At 62.4% G+C, this 26,306-nt stretch carries 24 protein-coding genes; 5 read left to right on the top strand and 19 right to left on the bottom strand.

Annotated features, from left to right (window positions below):
* Positions 1-9 precede the first annotated feature (9 nt).
* Positions 10-3,021, bottom strand: coding sequence for a bifunctional [glutamine synthetase] adenylyltransferase/[glutamine synthetase]-adenylyl-L-tyrosine phosphorylase (locus ACIQC5_RS18410; protein ID WP_400285622.1), 3,012 nt, complete (start codon positions 3,019-3,021; stop codon positions 10-12).
* Between the two features lie 9 nt (positions 3,022-3,030).
* Positions 3,031-4,371, bottom strand: a complete 1,341-nt coding sequence (glnA, locus tag ACIQC5_RS18405) for a type I glutamate--ammonia ligase (protein WP_400285619.1) — start codon at positions 4,369-4,371, stop codon at positions 3,031-3,033.
* A 189-nt stretch (positions 4,372-4,560) separates the two neighbouring features.
* Here glnA and panB point away from each other — a divergent pair, with 189 nt between their 5' ends.
* The gene (gene panB / locus ACIQC5_RS18400; protein WP_400285615.1) at positions 4,561-5,466 is read left to right on the top strand and encodes a 3-methyl-2-oxobutanoate hydroxymethyltransferase; all 906 of its coding nucleotides are present in this window, start codon (positions 4,561-4,563) and stop codon (positions 5,464-5,466) included.
* A gap of 26 nt (positions 5,467-5,492) precedes the next feature.
* Here panB and ACIQC5_RS18395 read toward each other — a convergent pair whose 3' ends face one another.
* Positions 5,493-5,657 (bottom strand): SPOR domain-containing protein, encoded by a 165-nt coding sequence (locus ACIQC5_RS18395; protein ID WP_400285612.1) that lies wholly within the window; start codon positions 5,655-5,657, stop codon positions 5,493-5,495.
* Positions 5,658-5,765: 108 nt separating this feature from the next.
* Between ACIQC5_RS18395 and map the strand changes: the two genes are divergently transcribed.
* The 3 genes from map to ACIQC5_RS18380 all read left to right on the top strand — a co-directional run bounded on the left by map (position 5,766) and on the right by ACIQC5_RS18380 (position 8,292).
* Complete coding sequence (gene map, locus ACIQC5_RS18390) at positions 5,766-6,644, top strand: type I methionyl aminopeptidase (protein WP_400285609.1); 879 nt, start codon at positions 5,766-5,768, stop codon at positions 6,642-6,644.
* A 72-nt stretch (positions 6,645-6,716) separates the two neighbouring features.
* On the top strand, positions 6,717-7,520 hold the full coding sequence (gene ppgK / locus ACIQC5_RS18385; RefSeq protein ID WP_400285841.1) for a polyphosphate--glucose phosphotransferase: 804 nt from the start codon (positions 6,717-6,719) through the stop codon (positions 7,518-7,520).
* 10 nt (positions 7,521-7,530) lie between these two features.
* Complete coding sequence (locus ACIQC5_RS18380; protein WP_400285606.1) at positions 7,531-8,292, top strand: SDR family oxidoreductase; 762 nt, start codon at positions 7,531-7,533, stop codon at positions 8,290-8,292.
* Positions 8,293-8,355: 63 nt separating this feature from the next.
* Here the strand turns inward: ACIQC5_RS18380 and nrdR are convergent, their stop codons facing one another.
* The 3 genes from nrdR to ACIQC5_RS18365 form a co-directional block, all read right to left on the bottom strand.
* Positions 8,356-8,859: a transcriptional regulator NrdR gene (gene nrdR, locus ACIQC5_RS18375; protein WP_400285603.1), complete on the bottom strand. Its 504-nt coding sequence runs from the start codon at positions 8,857-8,859 to the stop codon at positions 8,356-8,358.
* A 166-nt stretch (positions 8,860-9,025) separates the two neighbouring features.
* Positions 9,026-10,399 carry a histidinol dehydrogenase gene (gene hisD / locus ACIQC5_RS18370; protein ID WP_400285600.1) on the bottom strand — a complete coding sequence of 458 codons (1,374 nt, stop codon included), beginning with the start codon at positions 10,397-10,399 and terminating at the stop codon, positions 9,026-9,028.
* Between the two features lie 4 nt (positions 10,400-10,403).
* Positions 10,404-10,937, bottom strand: coding sequence for a hypothetical protein (locus tag ACIQC5_RS18365; RefSeq protein ID WP_400285597.1), 534 nt, complete (start codon positions 10,935-10,937; stop codon positions 10,404-10,406).
* A gap of 110 nt (positions 10,938-11,047) precedes the next feature.
* Here ACIQC5_RS18365 and ACIQC5_RS18360 point away from each other — a divergent pair, with 110 nt between their 5' ends.
* Positions 11,048-11,548, top strand: a complete 501-nt coding sequence (locus ACIQC5_RS18360; RefSeq protein WP_400285594.1) for a flavin reductase family protein — start codon at positions 11,048-11,050, stop codon at positions 11,546-11,548.
* Between the two features lie 63 nt (positions 11,549-11,611).
* Here ACIQC5_RS18360 and dnaE read toward each other — a convergent pair whose 3' ends face one another.
* The 13 genes from dnaE to ftsW all read right to left on the bottom strand — a co-directional run bounded on the left by dnaE (position 11,612) and on the right by ftsW (position 26,305).
* Positions 11,612-15,169, bottom strand: a complete 3,558-nt coding sequence (dnaE, locus tag ACIQC5_RS18355; RefSeq protein ID WP_400285592.1) for a DNA polymerase III subunit alpha — start codon at positions 15,167-15,169, stop codon at positions 11,612-11,614.
* Between the two features lie 34 nt (positions 15,170-15,203).
* Entirely contained in the window at positions 15,204-16,130 is a 927-nt protein-coding gene (locus ACIQC5_RS18350) for an RluA family pseudouridine synthase (RefSeq protein WP_400285589.1), read from the bottom strand.
* Positions 16,123-16,731 (bottom strand): signal peptidase II, encoded by a 609-nt coding sequence (lspA, locus tag ACIQC5_RS18345; protein ID WP_400285586.1) that lies wholly within the window; start codon positions 16,729-16,731, stop codon positions 16,123-16,125. The genes ACIQC5_RS18350 and lspA overlap by 8 nt, the downstream gene beginning before the upstream one ends.
* Before the next feature lie 96 nt (positions 16,732-16,827).
* Positions 16,828-17,523 (bottom strand): DivIVA domain-containing protein, encoded by a 696-nt coding sequence (locus ACIQC5_RS18340; protein ID WP_400285583.1) that lies wholly within the window; start codon positions 17,521-17,523, stop codon positions 16,828-16,830.
* A gap of 159 nt (positions 17,524-17,682) precedes the next feature.
* A complete protein-coding gene (locus tag ACIQC5_RS18335) occupies positions 17,683-17,970 on the bottom strand; it encodes a YggT family protein (protein ID WP_400285580.1) in 288 nt (95 codons plus the stop codon).
* Positions 17,971-18,078: 108 nt separating this feature from the next.
* Positions 18,079-18,612 (bottom strand): cell division protein SepF, encoded by a 534-nt coding sequence (locus ACIQC5_RS18330; RefSeq protein WP_400285577.1) that lies wholly within the window; start codon positions 18,610-18,612, stop codon positions 18,079-18,081.
* 86 nt (positions 18,613-18,698) lie between these two features.
* The gene (locus ACIQC5_RS18325) at positions 18,699-19,454 is read right to left on the bottom strand and encodes a YggS family pyridoxal phosphate-dependent enzyme (RefSeq protein ID WP_400285574.1); all 756 of its coding nucleotides are present in this window, start codon (positions 19,452-19,454) and stop codon (positions 18,699-18,701) included.
* Positions 19,447-20,160: a polyphenol oxidase family protein gene (locus tag ACIQC5_RS18320; RefSeq protein ID WP_400285571.1), complete on the bottom strand. Its 714-nt coding sequence runs from the start codon at positions 20,158-20,160 to the stop codon at positions 19,447-19,449. Before ACIQC5_RS18320 ends, ACIQC5_RS18325 begins: the two co-directional genes overlap by 8 nt.
* 27 nt (positions 20,161-20,187) lie before the next feature.
* The gene (ftsZ, locus tag ACIQC5_RS18315; protein WP_400285568.1) at positions 20,188-21,399 is read right to left on the bottom strand and encodes a cell division protein FtsZ; all 1,212 of its coding nucleotides are present in this window, start codon (positions 21,397-21,399) and stop codon (positions 20,188-20,190) included.
* A gap of 217 nt (positions 21,400-21,616) precedes the next feature.
* Positions 21,617-22,519: a cell division protein FtsQ/DivIB gene (locus tag ACIQC5_RS18310; protein WP_400285565.1), complete on the bottom strand. Its 903-nt coding sequence runs from the start codon at positions 22,517-22,519 to the stop codon at positions 21,617-21,619.
* The gene (gene murC / locus ACIQC5_RS18305) at positions 22,512-23,885 is read right to left on the bottom strand and encodes a UDP-N-acetylmuramate--L-alanine ligase (RefSeq protein ID WP_400285562.1); all 1,374 of its coding nucleotides are present in this window, start codon (positions 23,883-23,885) and stop codon (positions 22,512-22,514) included. Before murC ends, ACIQC5_RS18310 begins: the two co-directional genes overlap by 8 nt.
* On the bottom strand, positions 23,882-24,997 hold the full coding sequence (gene murG, locus ACIQC5_RS18300; RefSeq protein ID WP_400285559.1) for an undecaprenyldiphospho-muramoylpentapeptide beta-N-acetylglucosaminyltransferase: 1,116 nt from the start codon (positions 24,995-24,997) through the stop codon (positions 23,882-23,884). The genes murC and murG overlap by 4 nt, the downstream gene beginning before the upstream one ends.
* Before the next feature lie 6 nt (positions 24,998-25,003).
* Positions 25,004-26,305, bottom strand: coding sequence for a putative lipid II flippase FtsW (ftsW, locus tag ACIQC5_RS18295; RefSeq protein ID WP_400285556.1), 1,302 nt, complete (start codon positions 26,303-26,305; stop codon positions 25,004-25,006).
* Position 26,306: the final 1 nt, after the last annotated feature.

The raw sequence follows: 26,306 nt of genomic DNA, 5'->3' as shown, positions 1-26,306 counted from the left end.
TAACCGGGCCTAGTAGCCGTAGAACTCTTTCTCAAATACTGCCCGTGCCTGGCGGCTGAGGCGTAGGTAGTCTTCCTCGAAGTCCGCCGCTGTCCCCGGGGCGTAGCCGCACCATCGGGCCACTGCCTCAAGGTCCCTGCGCGACGATGGCAGGACATCCGAACCCCGTCCGGTCACAATCACGTTGGCCGAGCGAATGCGGCTTGCCAGCTTCCACGCTTTCCGCAGCAAATCGGCGTCGTCCTTGCCAATCAGCTCCAGCGCCTCTGCAGCGGCCAAGGCTTCCAGTGTGGAACTGGTCCGCAACTCCGGGTTCTTGCCGGCATGCTGAAGTTGGAGCAATTGCACCAGCCATTCGACGTCGCTGAGTCCACCGCGGCCGAGCTTGACCTGCCGGGCGGGATCTGCGCCGCGCGGAAGTCGTTCAGACTCCACGCGGGCCTTGATTCGGCGAATTTCCCGGACGTCCTGTTCGGCGAGCTCGTCCGGGTAACGGATGGGATCGATGAGCCGGACGAAGTCCGTGGCCAATTGGTCGGAACCGGCCATGGGACGTGCACGAAGCAACGCCTGTGCCTCCCAGATGAGCGACCATCGACGATAGTACTCTGCGTACGAATCCAAGGACCGGACCATGGCGCCGTTCTTGCCTTCGGGTCTCAAGTCAGCGTCCACAGCGAGTACGCGCTCGGCCATGATCGCCGGCTTGAGCGGCTGGGTGAGCAGGCTGGAGACGCGGCCAACGATCGCCGTCGCCTGTTCCTGGGCTTCCGCGTCCGTAAAACCCGGCAGGGCACGGTGGACGTACATGACATCGGCGTCCGAACCGTAACCGATTTCACGGCCCCCCTGGCGTCCCATCGCCACAACCAGCACTTCGGTCTTCAACGGCCCGGCGGAAGCAGTCATGTTTTCCGCTACATGCAGGGCGCCAAGTACAGCAGCACGGTCCGTGTCAGCCAAGGCAAGCCCCACAGCTTCCTGGTCCAACAGGCCCGAACTGTCAGCGATGGCGGTCCGAAGGATCTCGCGCCGCCGGATGAGCCGGATGAGCCGCATGGCGCTCTCTGGATCCTCATGCCGCGACAGTTTGGATTGGATTTCCTGCCATTGCGCTTCGAAACCGATCGGCGCCAGGTCCTTGTCGCTGCCCAGCCACGCCACGGATTCAGGGGAGACTTCCAACAGATCGGAGATCAGCCGTGAATTGGCCAGCACGTGGCACAAACGCTCGGCCGCTGCTTGCGAATCCCGCAACATACCCAAGTACCAGTGCGTGGTGCCCAGCGCTTCACTCACGCGACGGAAAGCAAGCAGTCCGGCGTCCGGGTCCACTCCTTCAGCCAGCCAGCCCAAGAGAATCGGCAGGAGTTGACGCTGCAAAGCGGCCCGCCGGCTCACGCCGGCCGTCAAAGCTTCGATGTGCCGCATAGCCCCCTGCGGGTCCAAGTAGCCGAGCGCGGCCAGACGGCCCTGGGCAGCCTCAGGACTGAGTTTGGCGTCTTCGGTACTCAACTTTGCAGCAGTATTGAGCAGTGGGCGGTAGAAGATGCGATCATGCAGTTCGCGCACGGAGCGTTTGGTCTTCTGCCAGGTTCCAATGAGCTGGTCCGGATGCGGCCGCTCCAAGGCGAACGGCCCCAGGACGGCTTTGGCCAGGAATCGTTGGGCGTCCTCGGCAACGGGCATAAGGTGGGTTCGGCGCAGCTGGAAAAGCTGGATCCGGTGCTCCAATAAGCGGAGGTACCGGTACGCGCCGTCGAAAGCCGCTGCGTCGGCACGACCGATGTATCCGCCCGCAGACAGCGCCGCAATTGCCGACGTCGTATCCCGGCACCTCAGCGACTCATCCGACCTGCCATGCACAAGCTGCAGCAACTGAACGGTGAATTCGACGTCGCGCAATCCGCCACGGCCCAGTTTGATTTGGCGCTGCTCTTCGGCGGCCGGTATATGGTCGGTAACCCTGCGCCGCATGGCTTGAACGGATTCCACGAAGCCATCGCGACCCGCGGACGCCCACACGAGTGGTTGGACGGCCTCTTCATAGCGCTGGCCCAGTTCCCTGTCGCCCGCAATGGTCCGGGCCTTCAGCAGGGCTTGGAATTCCCAGCTTTCGGCCCAGCGTGCGTAGTAGCTCAGATGCGAAGCGAGGGTCCTGACCAGCGGGCCGGACTTGCCCTCCGGCCGGAGGTTGGCGTCAACTTCCCACAGCCCGGGCTCCGGAGCCGAGGACCAGATTGCCCTGGAGATGCCGGAAGCCAAAGCGGTTCCGATGGTCGCCGCACGGGCGTCTTCCAGCTCGCCCGCTTCAATGACATAAATGACGTCGACGTCGGAAATGTAGTTCAGCTCCCGGGCGCCGCATTTGCCCATGCCAATGACGGCGAGTCCGACGTCGGCAATCTCTGCAGCGTCGAACTGCGTTGCCACTTCAGCCCGGGCGACAGCCAGGGCTCCCTCAATGGCAGCGCCGGCAAGGTCGGCCAGCTCTGCACCAACGGCCGGCATGAAATCCTGCGGCGACGCGGCGCACAAGTCCTTGATGGCCAATTCCGTAAGGCCGCGGCGATAGGCCGCCCGCAACGCGGCATACGCGGGAAGGCCTGTCATGCCCGCCACCGGACGCTGCGCACCCGGTTCAGCCTTCACGGAGCGCAGCAGCCGGGACCGGAGGTCCTCACTGCGGGCGGGAAGCGGCTCCGGACTGACGCGGACATCGAAGACGTCCAAATGCTCCGGACGACGAATGAGGAACTCCCCCAGAGCCTCTGACGCACCCAGCAGGCGGTACAGAGGTTCGCTGGTGTCAGCGTCGGCCCCGGCCAGTTCTTTCAGGCCAGGGTTCTTCTCGATCAAGCGGACGAGCGACTGCAGGGCCGTGTCCGGGCTGGCAGCGATGGACAACCCCGCGAACAGGGCGTCCTGCTCGATCCCTTCCAGTTCCGGGGCAGCGAGAAACCGCTCGCCCTTCTCCAAGTCACTGAATCCGGCCGAAATGAGCTGACGTGCAAGGCTCACAGGCCCCGCCTACAGAATGCCGAGGTTGCGCTGCAATTCGTACGGCGTGACCTGGAGACGGTAGTCCTGCCATTCCGCGCGCTTGTTCCGCAGGAAGTGTTCGAAGACCTGCTCGCCGAGGATCTCAGCCACCAGCTCCGATTCCTCCATGGCGCGGATGGCGTCGTGCAGGCTCGCGGGCAACGGGGCATGGCCCATGGCTTTGCGCTCCGCGGTGGTCAGCGACCAGACGTCATCCTCAGCTGCTGCCGGAAGTTCGTAGCCTTCTTCGATGCCCTTGAGGCCTGCGCCAAGCAGGACGGCGTAAGCCAAGTAGGGGTTCGTGGCAGAGTCAATGCCACGGTATTCGATGCGCGCGGACTGGCCCTTGCCCGGCTTGTACAGCGGAACACGAACCAGCGCCGAACGGTTGTTGTGCCCCCAACTCAAGTAGCTGGGCGCCTCGCCGCCGCCCCAAAGACGCTTGTAGGAGTTCACGAACTGGTTGGTCACGGCCGTGAATTCCGGAGCGTGCTTGAGTATGCCGGCGATGAACTGACGTGCAGTCTTGGACAGCTGGAACTCGGCACCGGCCTCGAAGAAGGCATTGGTATCGCCCTCGAACAAGGAGAAGTGGGTATGCATACCGGAGCCCGGGTGGTCCGTGAAGGGCTTGGGCATGAAGGTTGCATAGGTGCCCTGCTGCAGCGCAACTTCCTTGATGACTGTGCGGAACGTCATGATGTTGTCCGCGGTCTGCAAGGCGTCGGCGTAACGGAGGTCGATCTCGTTTTGGCCGGGTCCGCCTTCGTGGTGGCTGAACTCCACCGAGATGCCCACCGATTCCAGCATGGTCACGGCCGTACGGCGGAAGTCCTGCGCAACGCCACCGGGAACGTGGTCAAAGTAGCCACCCTCATCTACCGGAACGGGAGCACCGTTGGGGCCCAGGTCCTTGGACTTGAGCAGGTAGAACTCGATTTCGGGGTGGGTGTAGCAGGTGAAGCCCATGTCCGCGGCCTTGGCGAGCGTCCGCTTCAGGACGTTGCGGGGGTCGGCAGAGGACGGTTCGCCGTCGGGCGTCAGAATGTCGCAGAACATTCTGGACGTCTGTTCGGTTTCACCACGCCACGGCAGAATCTGGAACGTGGAAGGGTCCGGCTGGGCCAGCATGTCCGACTCGAACACACGGGCCAGACCCTCGATGGCCGAACCATCAAAGCCCAGGCCTTCCTCGAACGCACCTTCAACTTCAGCCGGCGCGAGCGCCACAGATTTGAGCGAACCCACGACGTCGGTGAACCACAAGCGTACGAAGCGCACGTCACGCTCTTCGATCGTCCGCAGAACGAACTCTTGCTGGCGGTCCATAGGGCCTCTTTTCCGATTCGGTATCCACACCGCGGAATCCTTGGATTGAAGCCACGGCAGCTCAGCCTTCACTCTACTAAGACTTCCGCCCGAATGCCGCCGCAGTAGCTGCGCGTAACACAGCGTTTACAAACGGTGACGCTCAGCACACTGGTGGCAGGCGTCGTCGGCACGGCTTAGGCTCTACCCATGGCCCCGAGCAATCTTCCTGAGTCCACCACGCCCGCCGAAGTCCCCGCGCCCTATGGAACCGGCCCAGCGACTGCGTCCCAGGCGTCACCCGCGGCAGGCAAGAAGCCCTTGGGCAGGGTGCGTATCCATCACCTTCAGCAAGCCAAGGACAACGGTGAGCGCTTCGCCATGCTCACGGCGTACGAGCAATACACCGCTGAAATCTTTGACCAGGCCGGGATCGAAGTCCTGCTGGTGGGTGACTCCGCCTCGAACAACGTGTTCGGCAATGAAACCAGCCTCCCCGTCACCGTCGATGAACTGCTGCCACTGAGCCGGGCCGTGAGCCGTTCAGCCAAGCGGGCACTGATCGTCGCCGACCTCCCCTTTGGCAGCTACGAAGTCTCGGCGGAACAAGCGGTCGCCACCGGCGTGCGGTTCCTCAAGGAGGGCCTCGTTCACGCAGTAAAAATCGAGGGCGGCGCCTATTACGCAGACACCGTCAAAGCGATGGTGCAGGCCGGGATTCCCGTCATGGCCCATATTGGCTTCACGCCGCAGAGTGAACATTCATTGGGCGGCTACCGGGTCCAGGGCCGCGGTGATGACGCCAAACGCTTGATCGACGACGCCGTAGCGTTGCAGGAAGCCGGGGCGTTCAGCGTCCTCATGGAGATGGTTCCTGCAGAGACGGCCGCGGCGATCGATGCCGCGTTGCGCGTCCCGACCATCGGCATCGGCGCCGGCAACACCACCACCGGCCAGGTCTTGGTCTGGCAGGACATGGCGGGCTTGCGCGGCGGCAAGATGGCCAAGTTCGTGAAGCAGTATGCGGATCTGCGGACCACGCTCAGCGCTGCCGCTGCCGCCTATGCAGAAGAAGTACGCTCCGGCCAGTTCCCCGGACCGGAGCATTCCTTCTAACCCTGTGTCCTGCAGGGCGGTCGGGCCTAGTCGTCGTCCTGCGCGTCCCAGGCCTCGTTGCGTTGCTGAACCTTCTCAAGAGCGTGCTCGGCCTCTTCCCTGGTTTTGTAGGGGCCAATCAGCTGGGTCCAGTCGGACATGGCGTCCTCTTCGATCTCGTGTGTCTTGACGTTGTACCAATACTCCGTCACGTCTCCTCCTCGATCATCGTGCCCTCTGACGCGTAACGTTGGCGGGGTCTCAGGGACCGGGCCACAGTTTGTTACTTACGTCTCTTGCGTGCCTTATATGATCAATCTATGCCTTCTCTCGCTTCGACTGCACCCATCGGCACGCTCACCCCGGGAACCATCAGCCCTGAACGGCCTGTCCCGGCGTCGATCCCCCGCCCGGAGTACGTCGGCAAGAAGGCGCCCACCAAGTTCACCGGGTCCGAGGTGAAGTCGCCGGAGACCGTTGAGAAGATCCGGGTTGCCGGCAGGATCGCAGCGCAGGCCATCGTCGAGGTTGGCAAGCACATCGAACCTGGCGTAACGACGGATCAGTTGGACAAGATCGGCCACGAGTTCCTTCTGGACCACAACGCCTACCCGTCCACGCTGGGCTACCGAGGCTTCCCGAAGTCCCTTTGCTCCTCCCTCAACGAGGTCATCTGCCACGGCATTCCGGATTCAACCGTGGTTCAGGATGGCGACATCCTGAACATTGACATCACCGCTTTCATCGACGGCGTGCACGGTGATACCAACTACACTTTCCTGGTTGGCGACGTGGACGAAGAGTCCCGTTTGCTGGTTGAGCGTACGCAGGAGTCGCTCAACCGCGCCATCAAGGCCGTGGCCCCGGGCCGCGAAATCAACGTAATCGGCCGTGCCATTCAGTCCTACGCCAAACGCTTCGGCTATGGCGTGGTGCGCGACTTTACTGGCCATGGTGTTGGCGAGGCGTTCCATACAGGCCTCATCATCCCGCATTACGACGCAGCCCCGGCGTACAACACCGTGATCGAGGCAGGCATGGTCTTCACCATCGAACCCATGCTGACGCTCGGCACCATCGAATGGGACATGTGGGCCGACGACTGGACGGTCGTCACCAGGGACCACAAGCGAACGGCCCAATTCGAACACACGTTGCTGGTCACTGAGACCGGCGCGGAAATCCTTACCCTTCCCTGAGCTCTTCGGAAGGTTTACCGCAGCCGCGGCGGCTGCGCCATGCCCACCCCTCCTGCCATGATCGGAAATGCATTGTCCAAGAAGGATGAGAAGACCCACAAGAACGCACCGTTGATCGGTATCGACATCGGCGGCACCGGCATCAAGGGCGGCATCGTCGACCTGAAGAAGGGCAAGCTGATCGGCGACCGCTTCCGAGTGCCTACGCCCCAGCCCGCAACGCCGGAAGCCGTCGCTGAGGTCGTCGCCCAAATCGTCGAGGAACTCTCCAGCCGTCCCGACGCTCCGGCCGAAGGTTCGCCGGTGGGTGTCACGTTCCCTGGAATCATCCAGCACGGTGTGGTGAACTCTGCGGCCAACGTGGACAAGTCATGGTTGGGCACAGACATCGACAAGAAGTTTACGGAACGCCTGGGCCGCCCGGTTGAGGTCATCAACGACGCCGACGCCGCCGGTCTTGCCGAAGCACGCTACGGCGCCGGTGAAGGCGTGGACGGGACCGTCCTGGTCATCACCTTGGGTACCGGCATCGGCTCGGCCTTCATTTTCAACGGGCAGCTGGTGCCGAACGCTGAACTCGGCCACCTCGAGGTCGACGGATTCGACGCCGAGACCAAGGCTTCCGCCGTGGCACGCGAACGCGATGGCCTGAGCTGGGACGAGTACGGTGTCCTCCTCAACCGGTACCTCCAGCACGTTGAGTTCCTCTTCTCTCCGGAACTGTTCATTGTGGGTGGCGGCATCTCCAAGCGATCCGACGAGTACTTCCCGCACTTGGAGCTGAGGACCAAGATCGTCACTGCTGAACTGAAGAACGACGCCGGCATCGTCGGTGCCGCCCTTGAGGTCGCCTTGCACCACAAGCTGGCAAAGTAGCGGGCACTCCGTGACGAACGACGCCGCACCTGGAATTGCGATTGTCACCGGCGCCAGCCGGGGCATCGGTGCTGCGGTCGCGCAGGCCGCAGCACGGTCCGGGTACGGCGTCGTCGTCAACTACTCTGCGGATGCCGACGGCGCCGGCGCCGTAGTAGCGGAGATCATGGCGGAAGGCGGGACGGCCGTGGCCGTTCGGGCCGACGTCAGCCAGCCAGCCGACGTCGTATGCCTGTTCGAGGCGGCGGCAAAGCTGGGTCCCATCACGGCGGTCATCAACAACGCGGCAATTACTGGCAACCTGATCGGCACCCTGGCCGATGTGCCGGTTGAGACCGTGCAGCGGGTTGTGGATGTCAACGTGGCCGGGATGATGTACATGTGCCAGGAAGCCGTCCGAAGGTTATCAACCAGCAGCGGCGGCGGCGGGGGCTCAATCGTCAACATCTCCTCCACTGCCACCAAAGCAGGCTCGCCGGGCACCTGGGTCCACTATGCCGCGACGAAGGGGGCCGTTGACGTCCTTACAGTTGGCCTGGCAGCCGAAGTGGCGAAGCAGGGCATCCGGGTCAATGCCGTGGCGCCCGGCAGCACCAACACCGGGCTGCATGCGGCGGCCGGAATGCCTGACCGCGTTGCACGGCTGAACCCCACGATTCCGATGGGCAGGGGCGCCGAGCCCGAAGAGATTGCTGCCGCCGTACTGTGGCTGTTGTCCGGTGACGCCGGGTACATCACAGGAGCCATTCTCCCGGTGTCGGGCGGGCGTTAGCCCAACAGGCGAAGGATGATGCCGGTGGTGGCTGCGGCTTCCCCTCCACTGCCACCACCGGAGCTAGAGTTGGCTCTTTTCAGAACCCTTGGCATCCTTGGCGCCGTTCTTCGCATGCGCTTCTGCCTCGTGTCGAAGAAGCGAGATGGCGGATTCAAAGTCTTCCAGTGATTCAAAGGCCTGGTACACGCTGGCGAATCGCAGGTAAGCGACCTCATCAAGTTTCCGCAACGGTCCGAGGATGGCCAGCCCGACCTCATGGGCATCGATCTCCGCAGCACCGGAGGAACGGATGTTCTCTTCGACTTCCTGGGCCAGCATGGCGAGGTCGTCTTCGGTGACAGGCCGTCCTTGGCATGCTTTCCGGACGCCACTGATGACCTTGATCCGACTGAATGGCTCACCCACGCCTGACCGCTTGATCACGGACAGGCTGGTTGTCTCCACGGTGGTGAAGCGTCGGCCACACTCCGGGCACTGCCGGCGGCGTCGAATGGACGAACCGTCGTCGGCCATGCGGCTGTCGACGACGCGCGAGTCAGGATTCCGGCAGAACGGACAATACACGCTGGGCCTCCCCTGATCAGCTCCGGCCCAACACAGCGTCGGCTGGACGCCGGAAACGCAAAAGGTGCCGGAAGTTTCGCTTCCGGCACCAGTTTACGTTCGTTCACACCCTAATGACAAGCGTGTAATTACTACATGTAGTGGTGGGTACCCGTATATGTAGTGGTTAGCTGCCTTCCACAAAGCGAATCTTGACCGCATCGCCGTGTCCCGGAAGGTCCTCCGCGCCGGACAAGCTGACGATGTGCCCGCTGACCTGCCCCAGTGCCTCACGACTGTAATTGATGACCTGCACCGCACGAAGGAACGTGGTGACGTTGAGACCAGACGAGAAAGCCGCCGTACCACTGGTGGGCAGGACGTGGTTGGAACCCGCGCAGTAATCGCCCAGGCTCACCGGGCTGTAGTCCCCTACGAAAATCGCCCCTGCGTTGCGGATACGCGCGGCAACCGCCGGCGCGTCCGCCGTCATGATCTCCAAGTGCTCAGCGGCGTAGGCGTTGCATACAGCGATGCCCTGTTCGAGGCTGTCCACCAGGACCACACCGGACTGCGGACCTGACAGTGCCTCAAGGACTCGGGCGCTGTGTTTGGTAGCTGCCGCTTGCCGGGCCAGTTCGAGTACGACGGCGTCCGCCAAGTCCGCTGAGTCAGTCACCAGGACCGACGCTGCTTTGGGGTCGTGCTCGGCTTGGCTGATCAGGTCAGCGGCAACCAACGCGGGACGGGCCGTCGCATCCGCAAGAATGGCGATCTCGGTGGTTCCCGCCTCGGAATCAATGCCCACGACGCCCTTGACGAGCCGCTTGGCAGTTGCCACGAAAATGTTGCCTGGGCCCGTCACAACGTCCACAGGCTCGATCGGAAGTTCATCGCCTGAGCCAGGGACGCCGTACGCAAAGGAAACGATCGCCTGGGCGCCTCCGATTGCGTAAACCTCATCGATTCCCAGGAGTGACGCCGCGGCCAGGATAGTGGGGTGCGGCAGCCCGCCGAAATTCTTCTGCGGCGGCGAAGCCAAAGCAATGGACTCGACTCCTGCGGCAACTGCGGGCACCACGTTCATGATCACCGAGGAAGCCAGTGGAGCCAAGCCGCCGGGGACATAGAGCCCGACGCGTCCAACGGGAATCCAGTTCTGGCTGACAAGGGCGCCATCGGCCAACGCGACATCCACATTTGCGGGTCGCTGCTGCTCGGCGAACTGCTTGGCGCGGCTGATGGACTCTTCCAGGGCGGCGCGCACCCCGGGATCAAGTTCAGCCAGTGCTTTCGCGAGGGCCTCCGCCGGAACACGGGGGTGGGACTGTTCCACGCCATCGAAGTTCCTGGCCAATTCAGAAAGGGCGTCAAAACCACGGCTGCGCACTGCCGAGATGATGTCCAGGACCTTTTGCTCCGCTTCAGCCAACGTCTGATGCTGCGCCCGGGGTACCGCGGCGCGCAATTCCGCCAGCGAAAGGTTGCGGCCCCGGAAATCGATGCTGCGGAATTCCAAGGGCAAGGTGGCAGGGACAGTTGTATCCGAAGAAGTGGTCACCCGGCTATTTTACGGGTTTCCGCGAGAGAACCCCGAACAGGGCCAACACAAAGGTGACGAACGCTGTAGCTCCCGGCCACAACAGGAGCACGGCAAAGGACCGGAGCGTAAAGCCATACTCAAGACCGAGGGCGGGATCGGGTGCGGCGCCCCACAACAGTGCAGCAAGCAGTCCGGTGAGCCAGGCCATCACGCCGCCCACCGCGCCCCCAACGAGCGCAAACCCAAGCCGCCGGCCGGCGCCCGGCCCTTGAAGTTTCCCGTCCAGCATGACGCCGGTAAAGCACCCGGAGACGAGCATCATTCCAGCAAGCACCAGATCCCGCGGCAACCAGGAATCAGGATTGGCGGCATTTGCAAGGTCCGGGTTCCCGGAGACCAGGTTGAGGCCACCCGGGGCCAACACCCACCAGACCACGCCAAGGAGAACACCGGACGCTGCAGGAAGCGCCAACCACAGCACCTCACGGGAACGCCATGGCCTGCTGTGCGGAGCCGGTGTGATCCCAGCGGGGACGTGCAAAGTGGACTCGGTCATGCAACACACATTAACAAAGCTTCACGCGCGCTCAACAACTAGGGCCCACTGCCCGGGAGGCATACCCTGAGGGAATAGACGTGCGGAAATACCTCAGGAGACTCAACACCGTGGCAAGCGAAAAGGCCGGCTTCGAGCAGACATTCAAAGAAATGTTCCGGCGGCATGCCGCTGGCGTGGCCATCATCACGGCCAACCTTAACGGCAAGCCTTTCGGCTTTACGGCCACCTCCGTGGCTTCGTTATCCGCCGAACCGCCCCGGTTCACCTTCAACATGGCCCGAAGCTCCAGCTCCTGGCCGGCGGTCGCCAACGCCGAATACATCGGCGTCCACATGCTTGGCCTGGAAAACCAGGCCCTGGCCGACCGCTTTGCCCGGACCCGTGATCGCTTCGAAGGTGATCACTGGGAGCCCGGACCTCACGATGTCCCCATCCTCAAGGACGTTTCGGGGTGGCTGGTGGGGAAAATCCAGATGCGCCTGTCGTTTGAAAACAACGCAGTGGTAGTGGTCGAGGTCATCGACGGACAAGTGGGCGACGACGGTACTCCCCTGCTCTACCATGGTGGCGGTTACAGCCAGCCGGCGCCGCTCGACTACGAAATCTAGCCCAGCGGGCGCCTGACCTGAGAGTCAGGTTGGCTGGTCCACTGCCCTGGCTGGTCCACTGCCCTAGTTGTCCAGGCAGGCAGGTCCCAGGAGCACCTTCAGATCGCCGAAGAGCGATGGACTCGGGTTCACGCGCATGTGGACGGGCAGTCCCATGACCTCGACCTTGGTATCCCCCATGAGCTTGAGACGCACTTCGGAGTTCCCCCGGTGCGTGCGCAACACATCACGGAGATCGGTGACCACCGCTTCGGTTGCCTTGAACGTGGGAATCGTGATCACCACCGGCCCGTTAACGCTTTCGCTGAGGTCCGGCACAGAGAGTTCCATGCAGTTCAACGTCACGGCGCCGTCATCCCTGCGCTGCAAGCGGCCCTTGACCACCACAATCAGGTCTTCAGCAAGGACGGACGCAATAGGTCCATAGACCTGGCCGAAGAACATCACTTCCATCGAAGCGCCCAGATCCTCGATCTCTGCCCGGGCATAGGCGTTGCCACTGGCTTTGGCGATTCTGCGGCTCAGTGAAGTGATCATGCCCGCGATGGTGACGATCGCGCCGTCGTGCGGTCCGTCCTCCGCGATGATCGAGGTGATCGACATTTCGGCGTGCTGGCTGAGCACGCCCTCCAAACCCTGCAATGGATGGTCTGAGACGTACAGGCCAAGCATGTCCCGTTCAAAGGAAAGCTTGTCCTTCTTCTCCCACTCCGGAAGATCGGGAATCTCCGTGGTAAGAGACGCCTCTGGTTCCTGGTCCTCGAATCCGGCAAAGAGGTCGAACTGGCCGATTGCCTCGTTGCGCTTGAGCGTAATGACCGAGTCGATCGCTTCTTCATGAATCATGGCCAAGGCGCGGCGGTGGTGACCCAGGGAGTCGAAGGCACCGGCCTTGATCAAGGATTCAATGGTGCGCTTGTTGCACACAACGGCAGGTACCTTCATCAGGAAGTCCTTGAAGGAGGTGTAGCTGCCTTCACTGGTCCGGGCCGCCACCATGGCTTCAACCACGTTGACGCCGACGTTGCGGATGGCGCCCATGCCGAAGCGAATGTCCTGGCCCACTGGCGTGAAGTTCAACGAGGATTCGTTGACGTCCGGCGGCAACACCGTAATGCCCATGCGGCGGCACTCATTGAGGTAAATGGCGGACTTGTCCTTGTCGTCACCAACGGACGTGAGCAAGGCGGCCATGTATTCGGGCGCATAGTGCGCCTTCAGGTAAGCCGTCCAGTAGGAGATCACGCCGTAAGCGGCGGAGTGCGCTTTGTTGAAGGCGTAGTCGGAGAACGGGAGCAGGATGTCCCAGAGTGTCTTGACGGCAGCCATGGAATAGCCGTTGTCCTGCATGCCCTGGGAGAAGCCGGCGAACTGCTTGTCCAGCTCGGACTTCTTTTTCTTGCCCATGGCGCGGCGGAGGATGTCTGCCTGGCCCAGCGAATAGCCCGCCAGCTTCTGCGCCACGGCCATGACCTGCTCTTGGTACACGATCAGGCCAAAGGTGCCGCCAAGGATTTCCTTGAGCGGTTCTTCCAGCTCCGGGTGGATGGGGATGACTTCCTGGATCTTGTTCTTGCGCAAGGCATAGTCAGTGTGGGCGTTGGCGCCCATGGGGCCGGGGCGGTACAAAGCCAACACGGCCGAGATGTCTTCGAAGTTGTCAGGCTTCATGAGCTTGAGCAGGGACCGCATGGGACCGCCGTCGAGCTGGAACACCCCCAAGGTATCGCCACGCGCCAACAGCTCATACGACGCGACGTCGTCAAGTTCCAGGTTTTCGAGGTCGAGGTCCACGCCCCGGTTCATTTTGATGTTTTCCAGGGCATCCGAAATGATCGTCAGGTTTCGGAGGCCCAGGAAGTCCATCTTGATCAGGCCGAGGCCTTCGGACGTCGGGTAGTCGAACTGCGTGATGACCTGGCCGTCCTGGAAGCGGCGCATGATCGGAATGACGTCGATGATCGGGTCAGAGGACATGATGACACCGGCGGCGTGCACACCCCATTGCCGCTTCAGACCCTCGATGCCGAGCGCCGTTTCAAAGACCTTGGCCGCCTCCGGATCCGTGGCGATGAGCTGCCGGAAATCCCCTGCCTCGCTGTATCGCTTGGCCTCAGGATTCTGGATGTCGGCCAGCGGGATGTCCTTGGCCATAACGGCCGGCGGGAGCGCCTTGGTGAGTGTCTCGCCCATGCTGAATGGGTAGCCCAGCACACGTGAGGAGTCCTTGAGGGCCTGCTTGGTCTTGATGGTGCCGTAGGTGACGATCATCGCCACTCGCTCGTCACCGTACTTCTTGGTGACGTAGTCGATCACCTCGGATCGACGCCGGTCATCGAAGTCGACGTCGAAGTCGGGCATGGAGACGCGGTCCGGGTTGAGGAAGCGCTCGAAGATCAGGCCGTGGCGGAGCGGATCGAGGTCGGTGATGCGCATGGCATACGCCACCATGGAGCCTGCACCCGAACCACGGCCCGGTCCCACGCGGATACCGTTGTTCTTGGCCCAGTTAATAAAGTCGGCGACCACCAGGAAGTAGCCCGGGAAGCCCATGGAAGTAATGACCCCGAGCTCATAATCGGCTTGCTTGCGGACGTTGTCCGGGATGCCTTGTGGATACCGGTACTGAAGGCCCGTGTCGACTTCCTTGACCAGCCAGGACGTCTCGTCTTCGCCGGGAGGGCAAGGGAACCGGGGCATGTAGTTGGCGCCCGTGTTGAACGACACTTCGCAGCGTTCGGCGATGAGCAGCGTGTTGTCGCACGCGTCCGGGTGGTCGCGGAAGAGTTCACGCATTTCCTGCGGGGACTTGAGGTAGTAGCCGCTGCCGGAGAACGCGAAGCGGGAACCGCCGTTGTCATATGTGGGCTCAAGGAGCGTAGAGCCGGATTGAATGGCCAGGAGGGCCTCGTGGGCCTTGGCGTCGTGCTCGTGCGTGTAGTGGAGATCGTTCGTTGCAACCAGCGGGAGGTTCAGGTCTTTTGCCAACCTCAGGAGGTCGCCCGTAACCCTTCGCTCAATATCCAGTCCATGGTCCATGAGCTCGCAGAAATAGTTTTCTGCGCCGAAGATGTCACGGAACTCGGCAGCAGCCTCCACAGCCTCGCGGTATTGGCCGAGCCGAAGCTTGGTCTGGACCTCTCCGGAAGGGCAACCCGTCGTGGCAATCAAGCCTTCCGAGTACGTGTTGAGAAGTTCTCGGTCCAGCCGCGGCCACTTTCCGAACACGGAATCCAGCGACGCAATGGAGGAGGCCCGGAACAGGTTTCGCATGCCCACGTTGTTGTAGCTCAACAGGGTCATGTGGGTGTAGGAGCCACCGCCTGAGACGTCGTCCTTGCGCTGGTTCTCATCGCCCCAGCGCACACGCTCTTTGTCTCCGCGGGCCGTTCCGGGAGTGACATAGGCTTCAACACCGATGATCGGTTTGATGCCCTTGTCCGTGGCCTTCCGCCAGAAGTCGAACGCCCCGAACAAGTAGCCGTGGTCCGTAGTGGCCAGGGCAGGCATCCCCAGGCGTTCAGTTTCGTCGAACAACTCGCCCAAACGGGCAGCCCCATCCAGCATGGAGTACTCGGTGTGGGTGTGCAGGTGGACGAACGAATCATTGCTGGAAGTCACCCGGACAGTCTACCGGGAGCCGCTGACGTTCGAGCTAGGCGCTGCCGCTGGCCAGCAGGTCCAGCGCGTACTGCAGGTCCGCTGGATAGTCGCTGGTCACTTCCACCCAATCCCCGCTGCGGGGGTGGGCAAAGCCAAGTTGCCGGGCGTGCAGCCATTGCCGGGTCAGCCCGAGGTTGGCCGCGAGCCGCGGGTCCGCACCGTAAGTAAGGTCACCAGCACAGGGGTGGCGCAGGGCCGAGAAGTGCACGCGGATTTGGTGCGTTCGGCCGGTTTCCAAGTGGACCTCCACCAGTGTGGCCTTGCCGAAGGCTTCCAAGACCTCGTAATGGGTCACGGAAGGCCGCCCGTCTTCAATGACAGCGAAGCGCCAATCGTGGCCCGGGTGGCGTCCGATCGGGGCGTCGATGGTGCCCTCAAGGGGATCCGGCAGACCCTGGACCACTGCGTGGTACACCTTGTCTACTGTTCGCTCCTTGAAGGCGCGCTTGAGCACTGTATAGGCGTGCTCTGTCTTCGCGACCACCATGACGCCGGAGGTACCGACGTCGAGCCTGTGGACAATGCCCGCGCGTTCAGGTGCACCCGAAGTCGAAATCCTGTAGCCGGCGCCAGCGAGGCCACCCACCACCGTGGGTCCCACCCAGCCCGGCGAAGGGTGCGCGGCAACTCCCACTGGCTTGTCGATGACAACGAAATCCTCGTCATCCAGCAGGATCTTCAGGCCTTCCACAACTTCCTCCACGACTTCAAGGGGATCCCGACGCTCCGGGACAATAATGTCCAACACGGCGCCGGCAACGAGTTTCGCAGATTTGCCCACCGCTGCACCGCCGGTGGTGACATTTCCTTCGGCGATCAGCAATGCGGCAGCTGAACGCGAGATGTCCAACAGCTTTGCCAGGCCTGCATCGGCACGGACGCCGGCGAGGTCCTCCGGGACGCGAACTGATTCACTCACTTGCTGCCTCCTCGGAGTCGCCCTTGACGGGCTTCGAGTTGCTGCCCTGCTTGCTTTGAGCGACCTGGCGCGAGCCGTCGAGGCCAATACCGCGGAGTGTCAGGAGGCAAATAATCACGACGCCGGACACCACAGCCGAGTCAGCGATGTTGAAGATCGCGAAATTCGGAAGCTGGATGAAGTCCACCACGTGACCCATGGCAAACGAAGGCTCACGGAACAGCCGGTCGGTCAGGTTTCCCAGCGCACCGCCGAAAAGCAGCCCAAGCGACAAAGCCCACCATGCCGAACCGAGGCGCCTCAGTTGGAACAGAATGGCCACGGAAACACCGGCCATGATGATGGTGAAGATCCAGGTGACATTCTCACCGATGGAAAAGGCTGCGCCAGAGTTCCGGATGTAATACCAGTGCAGCAGGGGCGGCAACACAGGAATGCGCTCACCCTCTGTCATGGTGCTGGTAACCCAGAGCTTGGTCAGCTGGTCAAAGGCATAAGCAAACACAGCCAATCCGGCAAAGAGCCACAGCATGGCAGGGCGCCACGTGTGGCGGACAATGGGTGCCGGCTGGGTTGCGCCGTCGGTGAGGTCGTCGGTCATAGTGCTTTCATTCGGAAACGTAGCGGGCTGCTGCGGGCCTTAACAGCAAAAGCCGGTGGCCGAGGAGTCCTCAGCCACCGGCTTTCAGAATACTTGCTAAACGTCGGCGGTTGCTTCGCCGACCTCAGGGGCAGCGACGGAACCACGGGCGTCGAGGTCGCGCAGCTGGCCTTCGATGTAGGCCTTCAGGCGAGAGCGGTAGTCGCGCTCGAAGCCACGGAGCTGCTCAACCTTACGCTCGAGAACGGAGCGCTGCTGCTCGAGGGCACCAAGGATCTTGCGGGACTTCTCCTGGGCATCGTTGACGAGGCTTGAGGCCTCGATCTGTGCCTCGGCGATGATCTTTTCCTTCTGCTGCGCGCCATCAGAGACGTGCTTGTCGTGCATCTGCTGGGCCATGGCCAGCAGGCCGGCAGCTGATTCAGCGGAAGGAGTAACACCCGAAGCTGCGGCGGGAGCCGGAGCAGCTGCAGCAGCTGCTGCCTTTTCGGCTTCCTTCTTCTTGGCAGCTTCAGCGGCCTTGGCCTCGGCTTCCGCCTTTGCCTCGGCTTCCTTGTCAACCTTGACCGGAGCAGGAACCTTCTCGACAACCGGAGCCGGAGCGGCAGCCGCCGGGACAGCCGAACCGGCCTCGCCGAGCTTCTTGCGAAGTTCGTCGTTCTCCTGGTTCAGGCGGCGCAGTTCCACCACGATCTCGTCGAGGAAGTCATCCACCTCGTCTTGGTCATAGCCTTCGCGGAACTTGGTCGGCTGAAAGCGCTTGTTGACAACGTCTTCTGGCGTCAAAGCCATCTGGTCACCTCGTTGGTCTAGTTAGTCAGTAGGCCTTCCGGCCGTTCAAAACTACGGTACCTAAATATCATCTGGTTCCTCCAATTCAACACCATCGTGTTGATTTGGAGAATTTGCGGCCTTTGGACTATCCATGGCGGTCCAGCAGCCGCGGGGCAACTACGCCAGGTTGAAGGTCACGGCCATGGCGATGCTGACTACAACTATCAGGATCAGGAAGCCCAAATCCAAGGAAATCCCACCCAACTGAAGAGGCGGAATGAGGCGACGCAGCCTGCTGAGCGGCGGGTCGGTCACCGAATAGACGACGTGGGCTGTTACCAACGCAACACCCCGCGGCCTCCACTGACGGGCAAACATCTGTACCCATTCAAAGATCAGCCTGATGATCAGAGCAATGAAAAACAGCAACAACACAATATAGATAAGGCCGAAAACAATGCCCACGAGTTAGCTCAGATCTCCCACTTGTTCCGGAATGCCGATCGGTCCCTACTATTGCAACACAGATGCCAGGCGGGGTGACCCGCCTGGCATCTGCCAATAAGGCTGTTCTCAGCTCTGGTTGAAGAAGCTGGCCTGCGTTTCGCTGGCCTTCTTGTCGTCGCCGATGACTTCGACATAGGAAGGAGACAGCAGGAAGACTTTGTTGGTGACCCGCTCGATGCTGCCATGGAGGCCAAAGACCAGACCGGCAGAGAAGTCGACGAGCCGCTTGGCGTCAGCCTCACCCATGTCCGTCACGTTCATGATGACGGGGATGCCGTCACGGAAGCTCTCACCAATGACTTTGGCGTCATTGTATGAACGCGGATGGACAGTGGTGATCTGCCTCAGGCCAGAGGCATCTTCGCGGCTGGAAGCCGCACGCTTGATAGGTGTCACGGGGGCGCGGTATTCCTCTTCGGCGTCAACAGTGGGCAATTCACGGACAATTTCACGGACGGGTGCAGGAGCACGGCGTTCTTCGCGCTCCTGGGCCTGGTGACGCTCGTCGTCCTGGTGCGCTACGGCATGCTCAGATTCGTAGTGTTCATCGCCGTCGGCGAGCCCAAGATAGATCATTGTCTTGCGCAGAGCGCCAGCCATGGTGCACTCCTATCGTGTCTGCAGTAGGCGGGCCGCCATGACTTGACATTCTTGGAACTCCGGCCCGTCATTCCAATACTTTGACGCTACCCCACGGCCGGACGCGAACCGAGAATATCGGAGCCAATTCTCAGGTGTGTCGCCCCGAATTTGACGGCCGCTTCCAAGTCCTGGCTCATCCCCGCAGAGATGCCAACAGCGTCGGGGTGGATCATTCGAACCGCGTCGGAGATGGCAGCCAGCTTCGCGAAGGCTGCCTCCGGATCCGCACCGAGAGGCGCGACGGCCATCAAGCCGGCAAACTTCAGGCCCACAGCCGCCTCGATGTGATCCGCCAGCACCTCGACGTCAGCGGGACCCGCCCCACCACGGTGGGCGCCGGCGTTGTCGTCGAGGCCAACCTGGATAAAGCACTCAAGATCGCCACGCCCGGTCGCATCCTGTTCGCGCGCAATCGCCTTTGCGAGGGCGTCAACCACCTGGATCCGGTCGATGGATTGCACGGAGTACGCGTACTTGGCCACGGACTTGGCTTTGTTGCTCTGGAGCTGGCCAATGAAGTGCCATCGAACGTCAAGGTCGGCCAGATCGGCCGACTTCGCAGCAGCTTCCTGATCCCGGTTTTCGCCGAGGTCCGCCACGCCAAGGGCCGCGAGCCTCCGGACGTCCGCAGCAGGATGGAATTTAGTGACCACAATGAGCCGGGGTTCGTCTGAACGACCAGCGGCCTTGGTTGCTGCCGCAATCCGATGACGGACTAATTCCAACCGCCCCGCAAGTTCGGCCCTCCGGGCATCGGCCAAAGAACCTTCCACGGGAAGGTCCTGTCCGGGGTCAGTCATGCGTCCACACCAAACCTGCAAATCGACCGGTCCGGGAATCCCGCCGGTAGGAGAAAAGAGAATCGTTTTCCAGGGTGCACTCCCCTGAATACTCCACGGTGACGTCGAGTTCGGCCAGTTGAGCGCGCACACCGGCTGGAAGGTCCAAGGCCGGGGTCCCCCAGGTGGTGGAAGACCACATAGCCGGCACCAGGGCAGAGACGTCGGCCCGGAGCTGCTCAGGAACTTCGTAGCACGCGCCACAGATGGAAGGTCCCAGCCAGGCACTGATGTTCGAGGCACCGTAATGGCGCATTTGCACGACGGCGGCGGGCACTACCGCCGAAGCCACACCAGGTCGCCCGGCATGGGCGACGGCCACCACGGGAGTACCGTCCGCGTTATCGCCGACGAGCACCACCGGAACACAGTCGGCCACCATGACGGACAACGGCTGGACCTCGGCAAACGAAGGCGTGACGGCGGAAACCATGGCGTCGGCCGTAGGACCCCGCCCGAAGCTTCCTATGAACTCCACTGCGTTCCCGTGCACCTGGTCCATGTACTGGAAACACCGCCGACCAAGGCCCGCGGCCGCCTCCACCTGGGCACGACGATTCAAGACGTCGTCCGGATTGTCCCCCACGTGGAGAGCCAGATTGCCGGCATCTGCATCGGTGAAGGCAACCGATACACCCGGCCGAACTTCATTCCGCCACCAAAACACCAGCTGCTGACTCTCCCGGACGTTGTTTTACTTCAGGAAGTCGGGGACGTCGAGATCGTCCGAGCGGCTGCCCGAAAGGTCCGGTTCCACGACAGCCGGGAGGTCGACGTCGAAGCCGGAGTCCGCCGGGAGTGCCGAAGGACGCTGCTGGCCCCAGTTGCTCAAGCCCGAAGCGCCAATGCCTGCCGTGGCGTGCTGCGGCGCGGCACTGGTCGGCGCAGCTGCGGGTGCGGCCGGTCGCTCAGCCGGAGCCTGGGCCGGACGGGACTGGTCCATGGACGGAGAGGTGGCTTTGACGTCATCGAAACCTGCAGCAATGACCGTCACGCGGGCTTCGTCGCCCAGGGCGTCGTCGATGACGGCACCGAAGATGATGTTGGCCTCGGGGTGGGCAACTTCCTGGACGAGGCGGGCCGCTTCGTTGATTTCAAACAGGCCCAGGTCAGAGCCACCCTGGATGGACAGCAGGACCCCGTGGGCGCCATCGATGGAAGCTTCGAGCAACGGTGAAGCGATAGCCAATTCGGCGGCCTTGACCGCGCGGTCTTCGCCTCGGGCGGAGCCGATACCCATGAGAGCCGAACCAGCGCCCTGCATCACGGACTTGACGTCGGCGAAGTCGAGGTTGATCAGGCCGGGCGTGGTGATCAGGTCGGTGATGCCCTGGACGCCGGACAGGAGGACTTGGTCAGCGGAACGGAAAGCGTCCAGGACGGAGACGTTGCGATCGCTGATGGAAAGGAGACGGTCGTTGGGGATGACGATAAGGGTATCGACTTCGTCGCGCAAGGCGTCGATGCCGGCTTCTGCCGAGCCAGCACGACGGCGGCCTTCGAAGGTGAAGGGGCGTGTGACCACACCAATGGTCAGAGCACCCAATGAGCGTGCGATGCGCGCGACCACAGGGGCGCCGCCGGTACCGGTGCCGCCGCCCTCGCCTGCGGTGACGAAGACCATGTCCGCGCCGCGGAGAACTTCTTCGATCTCATCGGCGTGGTCTTCAGCGGCCTGCTTGCCGACCTCTGGGTTGGCGCCGGCGCCAAGGCCGCGCGTGAGCTCGCGTCCGACGTCGAGCTTGACGTCGGCGTCGCTCATGAGCAGCGCCTGCGCGTCGGTGTTGATGGCAATGAACTCGACGCCGCGGAGGCCGACCTCGATCATTCGGTTGACTGCATTCACGCCACCGCCGCCGATGCCGACGACCTTGATGACGGCCAAGTAATTCTGCGGTGCTGCCACGTTTCGTGCCCCTTGCTTGTGTCCTATAGCGAAACTGATCGAGTCCAACTTGAATCCTTGGACCTTAACCCTCTAGTTGAAGGTTATAGTTATGTCAAGTAACTCTAGTGCGACGGTATTTCCTATGCTTCGCACATGCAATGACCGCCTGCGCGTGTCGCCTGATTGTCGCGAAAGAAGGCCATCGCCGGCCGTCTGTTACTTGGTGTTGTTGTACTTACTTCGTAAATGGATGCCGTGGCACGCTGACGTCATAGACGCTCACGGGCACCTTTGGATCCGGCGGCATTTTCAGCAGTGCTTCCAGTGCCTTTGCCTTCAGTTCCCTGTCCGCCGCATTGCCCCACACTACCGTCTTTCCGTCCGTCAATTTTAGCTCGACTGCATCCACGGATTTGGCAGAGGCTGTTGACATCCGGGCCAGGACATCCGCTGGCAGTGTATTCAGGACGGCCGCGATTGCCTTGAACAGTTCCGTGTTGGCAGCCCCAGCGCCAGCGTCGATCAACGGCAGCGGCACCGCTGAGGCATCCTGCGTGGCTCCGAGCTGGACGCCATCGACGTCCACCATGACAAACGAGTCGCCCTGCTTAAGGAGAGCCACAGGAACACGCTCGTTGACGTGAACCAGCAACTCCGACGGCGGCCGCGCTTCCATCGTGGCGGAACGAACTTGAACCAGTGGTCTGAGGAGCTCGTTGATTTCCTGCTCGCTGACCTGTGGCAACGGTTTGCCCTCGAGGTCGGCCAGGGCCTTCTGAACGTCCTGGGGTTTCAACAAAGAAGTGCCATCGACCGTAATGGTATGAACCGCAAGGACCGGAGAGTATATGGCGCCAGCCACGACGGCGATGATGAATGCCACCACGATCGATGCAGTCCACAGCACCAGCCGACGCTTTCTGCGGCCCCTCGGTTCCGGAAAGACAATGACGTTGTTCCGGGCGTTGGTTTTCCCGGCCGGGACAGCTTTTTCTGCGGACACGGCCTTTGCGGCCACGCGCTGCTCTGGTTCAACGGAACGCTCCGCGCTGATGATCCCTTCGGCGGTGCCTCGCGACACGCCTTGGCCAGGGCGGCCCGCCCCCGGTTTGAACGTCGGCTTGCGGGTGCTAGCCACCCAATGCCCCAACAATCAAAGGACCATAAGAGGTAACATCACCGGCACCGACCGTCAGCACGATGTCGCCCTCCCCCGCAACGGCCACCACGGCATCAACAGCGTCCGCGCCCCCGGCCACCAGGCTTCCGTGCGACAGCCTGTCGGCAATCAACGAACTCGTAATCCCGGGAATGGGGTCCTCACGGGCCGGGTAGATATCAAGGACCAGGGCGGTGTCAGCAAGGTCCAACGCGGCCGCGAACTCGGCGGCAAACTCACGGGTCCTCGAAAACAGGTGCGGCTGGAACAGGACGTGCACCTTGTTTCCGGCCGCGACGGAACGGGCGGCCGTCAGTGCAGCCCGGACCTCTGTGGGGTGGTGCGCATAGTCGTCGTACACCCGCACCCCGCGACCCTGGCCCTTGAACTCGAAGCGCCGCGACGCCCCAGTGAAGTGACCCAGTGCCGCCGCGGCAGCGTCCGGCGCCACTCCCAGTTCAACCGCGACGGCGAACGCGGCCGCCGCGTTCAGCGCGTTGTGGCGTCCGGGGACCTGAAGTTCAAGCTTGTGGCGCACACCGTCGATGGCAACCGAAACGTCACCAGGTCCGCCGTCATGAAGCCGGATGTCGGCGTCGTCAGCTGTTCCATAGGTCAGCACGCGGGTGCTTCCGGTGGCAGCTGTTCGTTCAGCCAAAGCACGCGCGCCTGCGTCGTCCGCGCAAGCAAGCAGGACGCCGCCAGCGGGCAGCAATGCCGTGAAATTGTCGAAGGAAGCATAAACGGCTTCGGCCGTGCCGTAGTGATCCAAATGATCGGCTTCGACATTCGTCACCACAGCGATCAGCGGCCGGTAGTTGAGGAACGAGCCGTCGGACTCGTCCGCTTCGGCCACAAAAATGTCGGAGGACCCGTGGGCTGCGTTCACACCCAGCGCCGGAACGTTGGCCCCAATAGCGAAGGAGGGGTCGAGCCCCGCTTCCTTGAGCAACACCGCCACCATGGACGTAGTGGTCGATTTGCCGTGCGTCCCGGCAATGGTCACGACGCGGTGTCCCGCCATGGTTGCAGCCAGTGCTTCGGAGCGGTGCAGCACGGGCAACCCGGCACCCCGTGCGGCAGCGAGCTCCGGGTTGTCTTCACGGATGGCCGAACCCGCCACAATCGTCTGGGCGTCACCCAGGTTGTCCGCGTCGTATCCTACGGCTATGCGGGCACCGGCGGTTTCGAGGTCACGCATGACGGGCAGATCCTTGGCATCGGACCCGCTGACGGGCACGCCGCGGGCAACCATGATGCGGGCAACGGCAGACATGCCTACCCCGCCGATGCCAATGAAATGGACCCGGCCAAGGCGCTCGAGGTGGGCAGTGCTGTGCGTCATGCGGATACCGCTTCCAGGACAAGATCAGCCATGCGCTGATCGGCGTTTCTAATGCCAAGGCGTTCGGATGTGCGGGCCATCTGCTCAAGCCTGCTGTGGTCCGACAGCAACGGGACGAGCTCGGACCTGAGCCACTCCGGCGTAAGTGCTTTATCCTCGACCAGGAGCGCACCACCGGCCTCCACCAGGGCGGCAGCGTTCAAGGCCTGCTCACCGTTGCCTATGGGCAAGGGAACAAAAACCGCAGGAACTCCCACCGCCGCGACTTCGCTCACGGTTGCAGCTCCGGCCCGGGCGAGCAGGACATCGGCAGCTGCGTAGACGTTCTCCATCCCATCCACATACTCCACTTGGCGGTAGCCCTCGGCGGCGAGCAGTTCGCCGTCGTCATTCTGGACCGCCTTGCCGGCGCCAGTGATGTGCAGAGTCTGAATTCCGGCAGCAGCCAACGCAGGCAGCGAACCGGTCACGGCCCGGTTGATACTGAGAGCCCCAGAAGAGCCGCCCGTCACGATCAGGGCCGGGCGTTGCGGGTCCAGCCCCAGGGCGGCCTTGGCCGCCGACGCCGCTGCGGGCCGGTCCAAGCCCGAGATAGCCTGACGCATGGGCATACCGACGTGCTTGGCACCACGCAACCGTGTACCGGCAAAAGCGACTGCAACATGCTCACTGAAAAGGGCACCCACGCGGTTGGCCAGGCCGGCGCGCATGTTCGCCTCGTGGATCACGATCGGGATCCTCCGCTTGCGGGCAGCGAGGTACATAGGCGTGCAAACGTAGCCGCCGACGCCGACCAGCACATCTGCGCGGGCGTCGTCGAGAATGCGGCCGGCCTGCTTCACCGCGCCGGCGAGGCGGCCGGGTAGCTTGAGGAGGTCCAGCGAGGGCCTCCGGGGAAACGGGACGCGGTCGATGGTGGCCAGCTCGTAGCCTGCTGCAGGGACCAAACGTGTCTCCATGCCTGACGGTGTGCCCACAGCAAGGATCGCTGCCCCCGGGCTTTTGGCCTTGATGGCGTCGGCGATGGCCAGCAACGGGCTGATATGCCCCGCCGTTCCGCCACCGGCGAGGACGACAGACAAAGGTTTGGAGGCGATGGAATCGGAAGTCATGAAGGGCTATTTACGCTTTCGTGCGGTCTTGGAGAAACGACGCGGCAACAGTCTGGGGCGGTGCTGCGCAGGCAACTGGCCACGGGCCAAAGACAACACTACGCCCACACCGCACAGCGACATCACCAGTGCTGAACCACCATAGGAAATGAAAGGCAACGGGACACCGATCACAGGCAGCAACTGCGTCACAACCGCCATGTTCATGCTGGCTTGGCCGAGCAACCACACCATGATGCCACCGGCCAGCGTGCGCTGGAACGGGTCTGTTTGCCTGATGACCACCCGGAAGATGGCGATGCCCAGGATCGCGAAGAGCACCAACACCACAATGGTGCCCACGAGTCCAAGTTCCTCACCGATGATGGCGAAGATGAAGTCGTTGTGGGCTTCGGGAAGCCAGTTGTATTTCTGCCGGCTCTGCCCGAGCCCCAAGCCTGTCCAGCTCCCCTGCGCCAATCCATACATTCCATTGGTCGATTGAAATGTGAAGTCGAACTGTTCGGTGCAGGCAGTGGACGCGTTCCCCAACCATGACGTGATGCGACAGATGCGGTTGGAGCTGCTGGCGGTGGCCACGGTCGCTCCCACAGCGGCAACGGCGCCAGCTATCAACAGCATTCGTGTAGGAACTCCGGCGAAGAAGAGGCCTGCCGCCACGATGACGGCGATGACGATCACGGTGCCGAGGTCGTTGCCCAGCATGACCAGCACAATGACCAGCCCTGCTCCGGGAATGACAGGGATGATCACATGCCACCAACGGTGCAGCAACTTCTCCTTGCGTGCCAGGACGGCGGCGATCCAGATACAGAGCGCCAGCTTGGCAATCTCGGACGGCTGGAGTGTGACGCCTCCGAGGTCGATCCAGTTCTTGTTGCCGTTCACGCTGCGTCCGAAAACCTGGACCAGCACCAGCAGGACAATGACACTGCCAAGCCCCCACCAGGACAGCTTTTTCATCCAGTTCACGTTGGTCCTTGAGATGGCATACATCCCAATGAGTCCCATGGCGCCGAACATGGCCTGCTTCATGGCGTCCCCATAAGGCGACTTGCCTTCGGAAATCGCTTCGACGCTGGACGCCGAGAGCACCATCATGATGCCGATGGCCGTGAGGGCCAAGGCACATCCGAGGATCAGGTAATACGTGGAGCTGTTTGGCGCTTTGCCCTTGCCCTCCACACCGTCCCAGAAATTCCGCAGGTGCCCGCGGAGTCCGGTGGGCTGTTTGCCTTTGGCCTGTCCGGCTTTGGCTTTCCCGTCCCGGGGCTCTTTGCCGCGGGTGCGGGTGGGCGTGCTGACCATT

This window comes from Paenarthrobacter sp. NPDC092416 (assembly GCF_044755025.1).
GTDB lineage: Bacteria > Actinomycetota > Actinomycetes > Actinomycetales > Micrococcaceae > Arthrobacter.
This window is presented reverse-complemented; position numbering and strand designations above follow the sequence as displayed.

Excerpts from the sequence above, each read along its gene's own strand:
- glnA (WP_400285619.1), bottom strand. The coding sequence starts at position 4,371 with ATGGACCGCCAGCAAGAGTTCGTTCTGCGGACGATCGAAGAGCGTGAC.
- panB (WP_400285615.1), top strand. The coding sequence starts at position 4,561 with ATGGCCCCGAGCAATCTTCCTGAGTCCACCACGCCCGCCGAAGTCCCC.
- map (WP_400285609.1), top strand. The coding sequence starts at position 5,766 with ATGCCTTCTCTCGCTTCGACTGCACCCATCGGCACGCTCACCCCGGGA.
- ACIQC5_RS18365 (WP_400285597.1), bottom strand. The coding sequence starts at position 10,937 with ATGACCGAGTCCACTTTGCACGTCCCCGCTGGGATCACACCGGCTCCG.
- lspA (WP_400285586.1), bottom strand. The coding sequence starts at position 16,731 with ATGACCGACGACCTCACCGACGGCGCAACCCAGCCGGCACCCATTGTC.
- ACIQC5_RS18340 (WP_400285583.1), bottom strand. The coding sequence starts at position 17,523 with ATGGCTTTGACGCCAGAAGACGTTGTCAACAAGCGCTTTCAGCCGACC.
- ACIQC5_RS18330 (WP_400285577.1), bottom strand. The coding sequence starts at position 18,612 with ATGGCTGGCGCTCTGCGCAAGACAATGATCTATCTTGGGCTCGCCGAC.
- ACIQC5_RS18325 (WP_400285574.1), bottom strand. The coding sequence starts at position 19,454 with ATGACTGACCCCGGACAGGACCTTCCCGTGGAAGGTTCTTTGGCCGAT.
- murC (WP_400285562.1), bottom strand. The coding sequence starts at position 23,885 with ATGACGCACAGCACTGCCCACCTCGAGCGCCTTGGCCGGGTCCATTTC.
- murG (WP_400285559.1), bottom strand. The coding sequence starts at position 24,997 with ATGACTTCCGATTCCATCGCCTCCAAACCTTTGTCTGTCGTCCTCGCC.
- ftsW (WP_400285556.1), bottom strand. The coding sequence starts at position 26,305 with ATGGTCAGCACGCCCACCCGCACCCGCGGCAAAGAGCCCCGGGACGGG.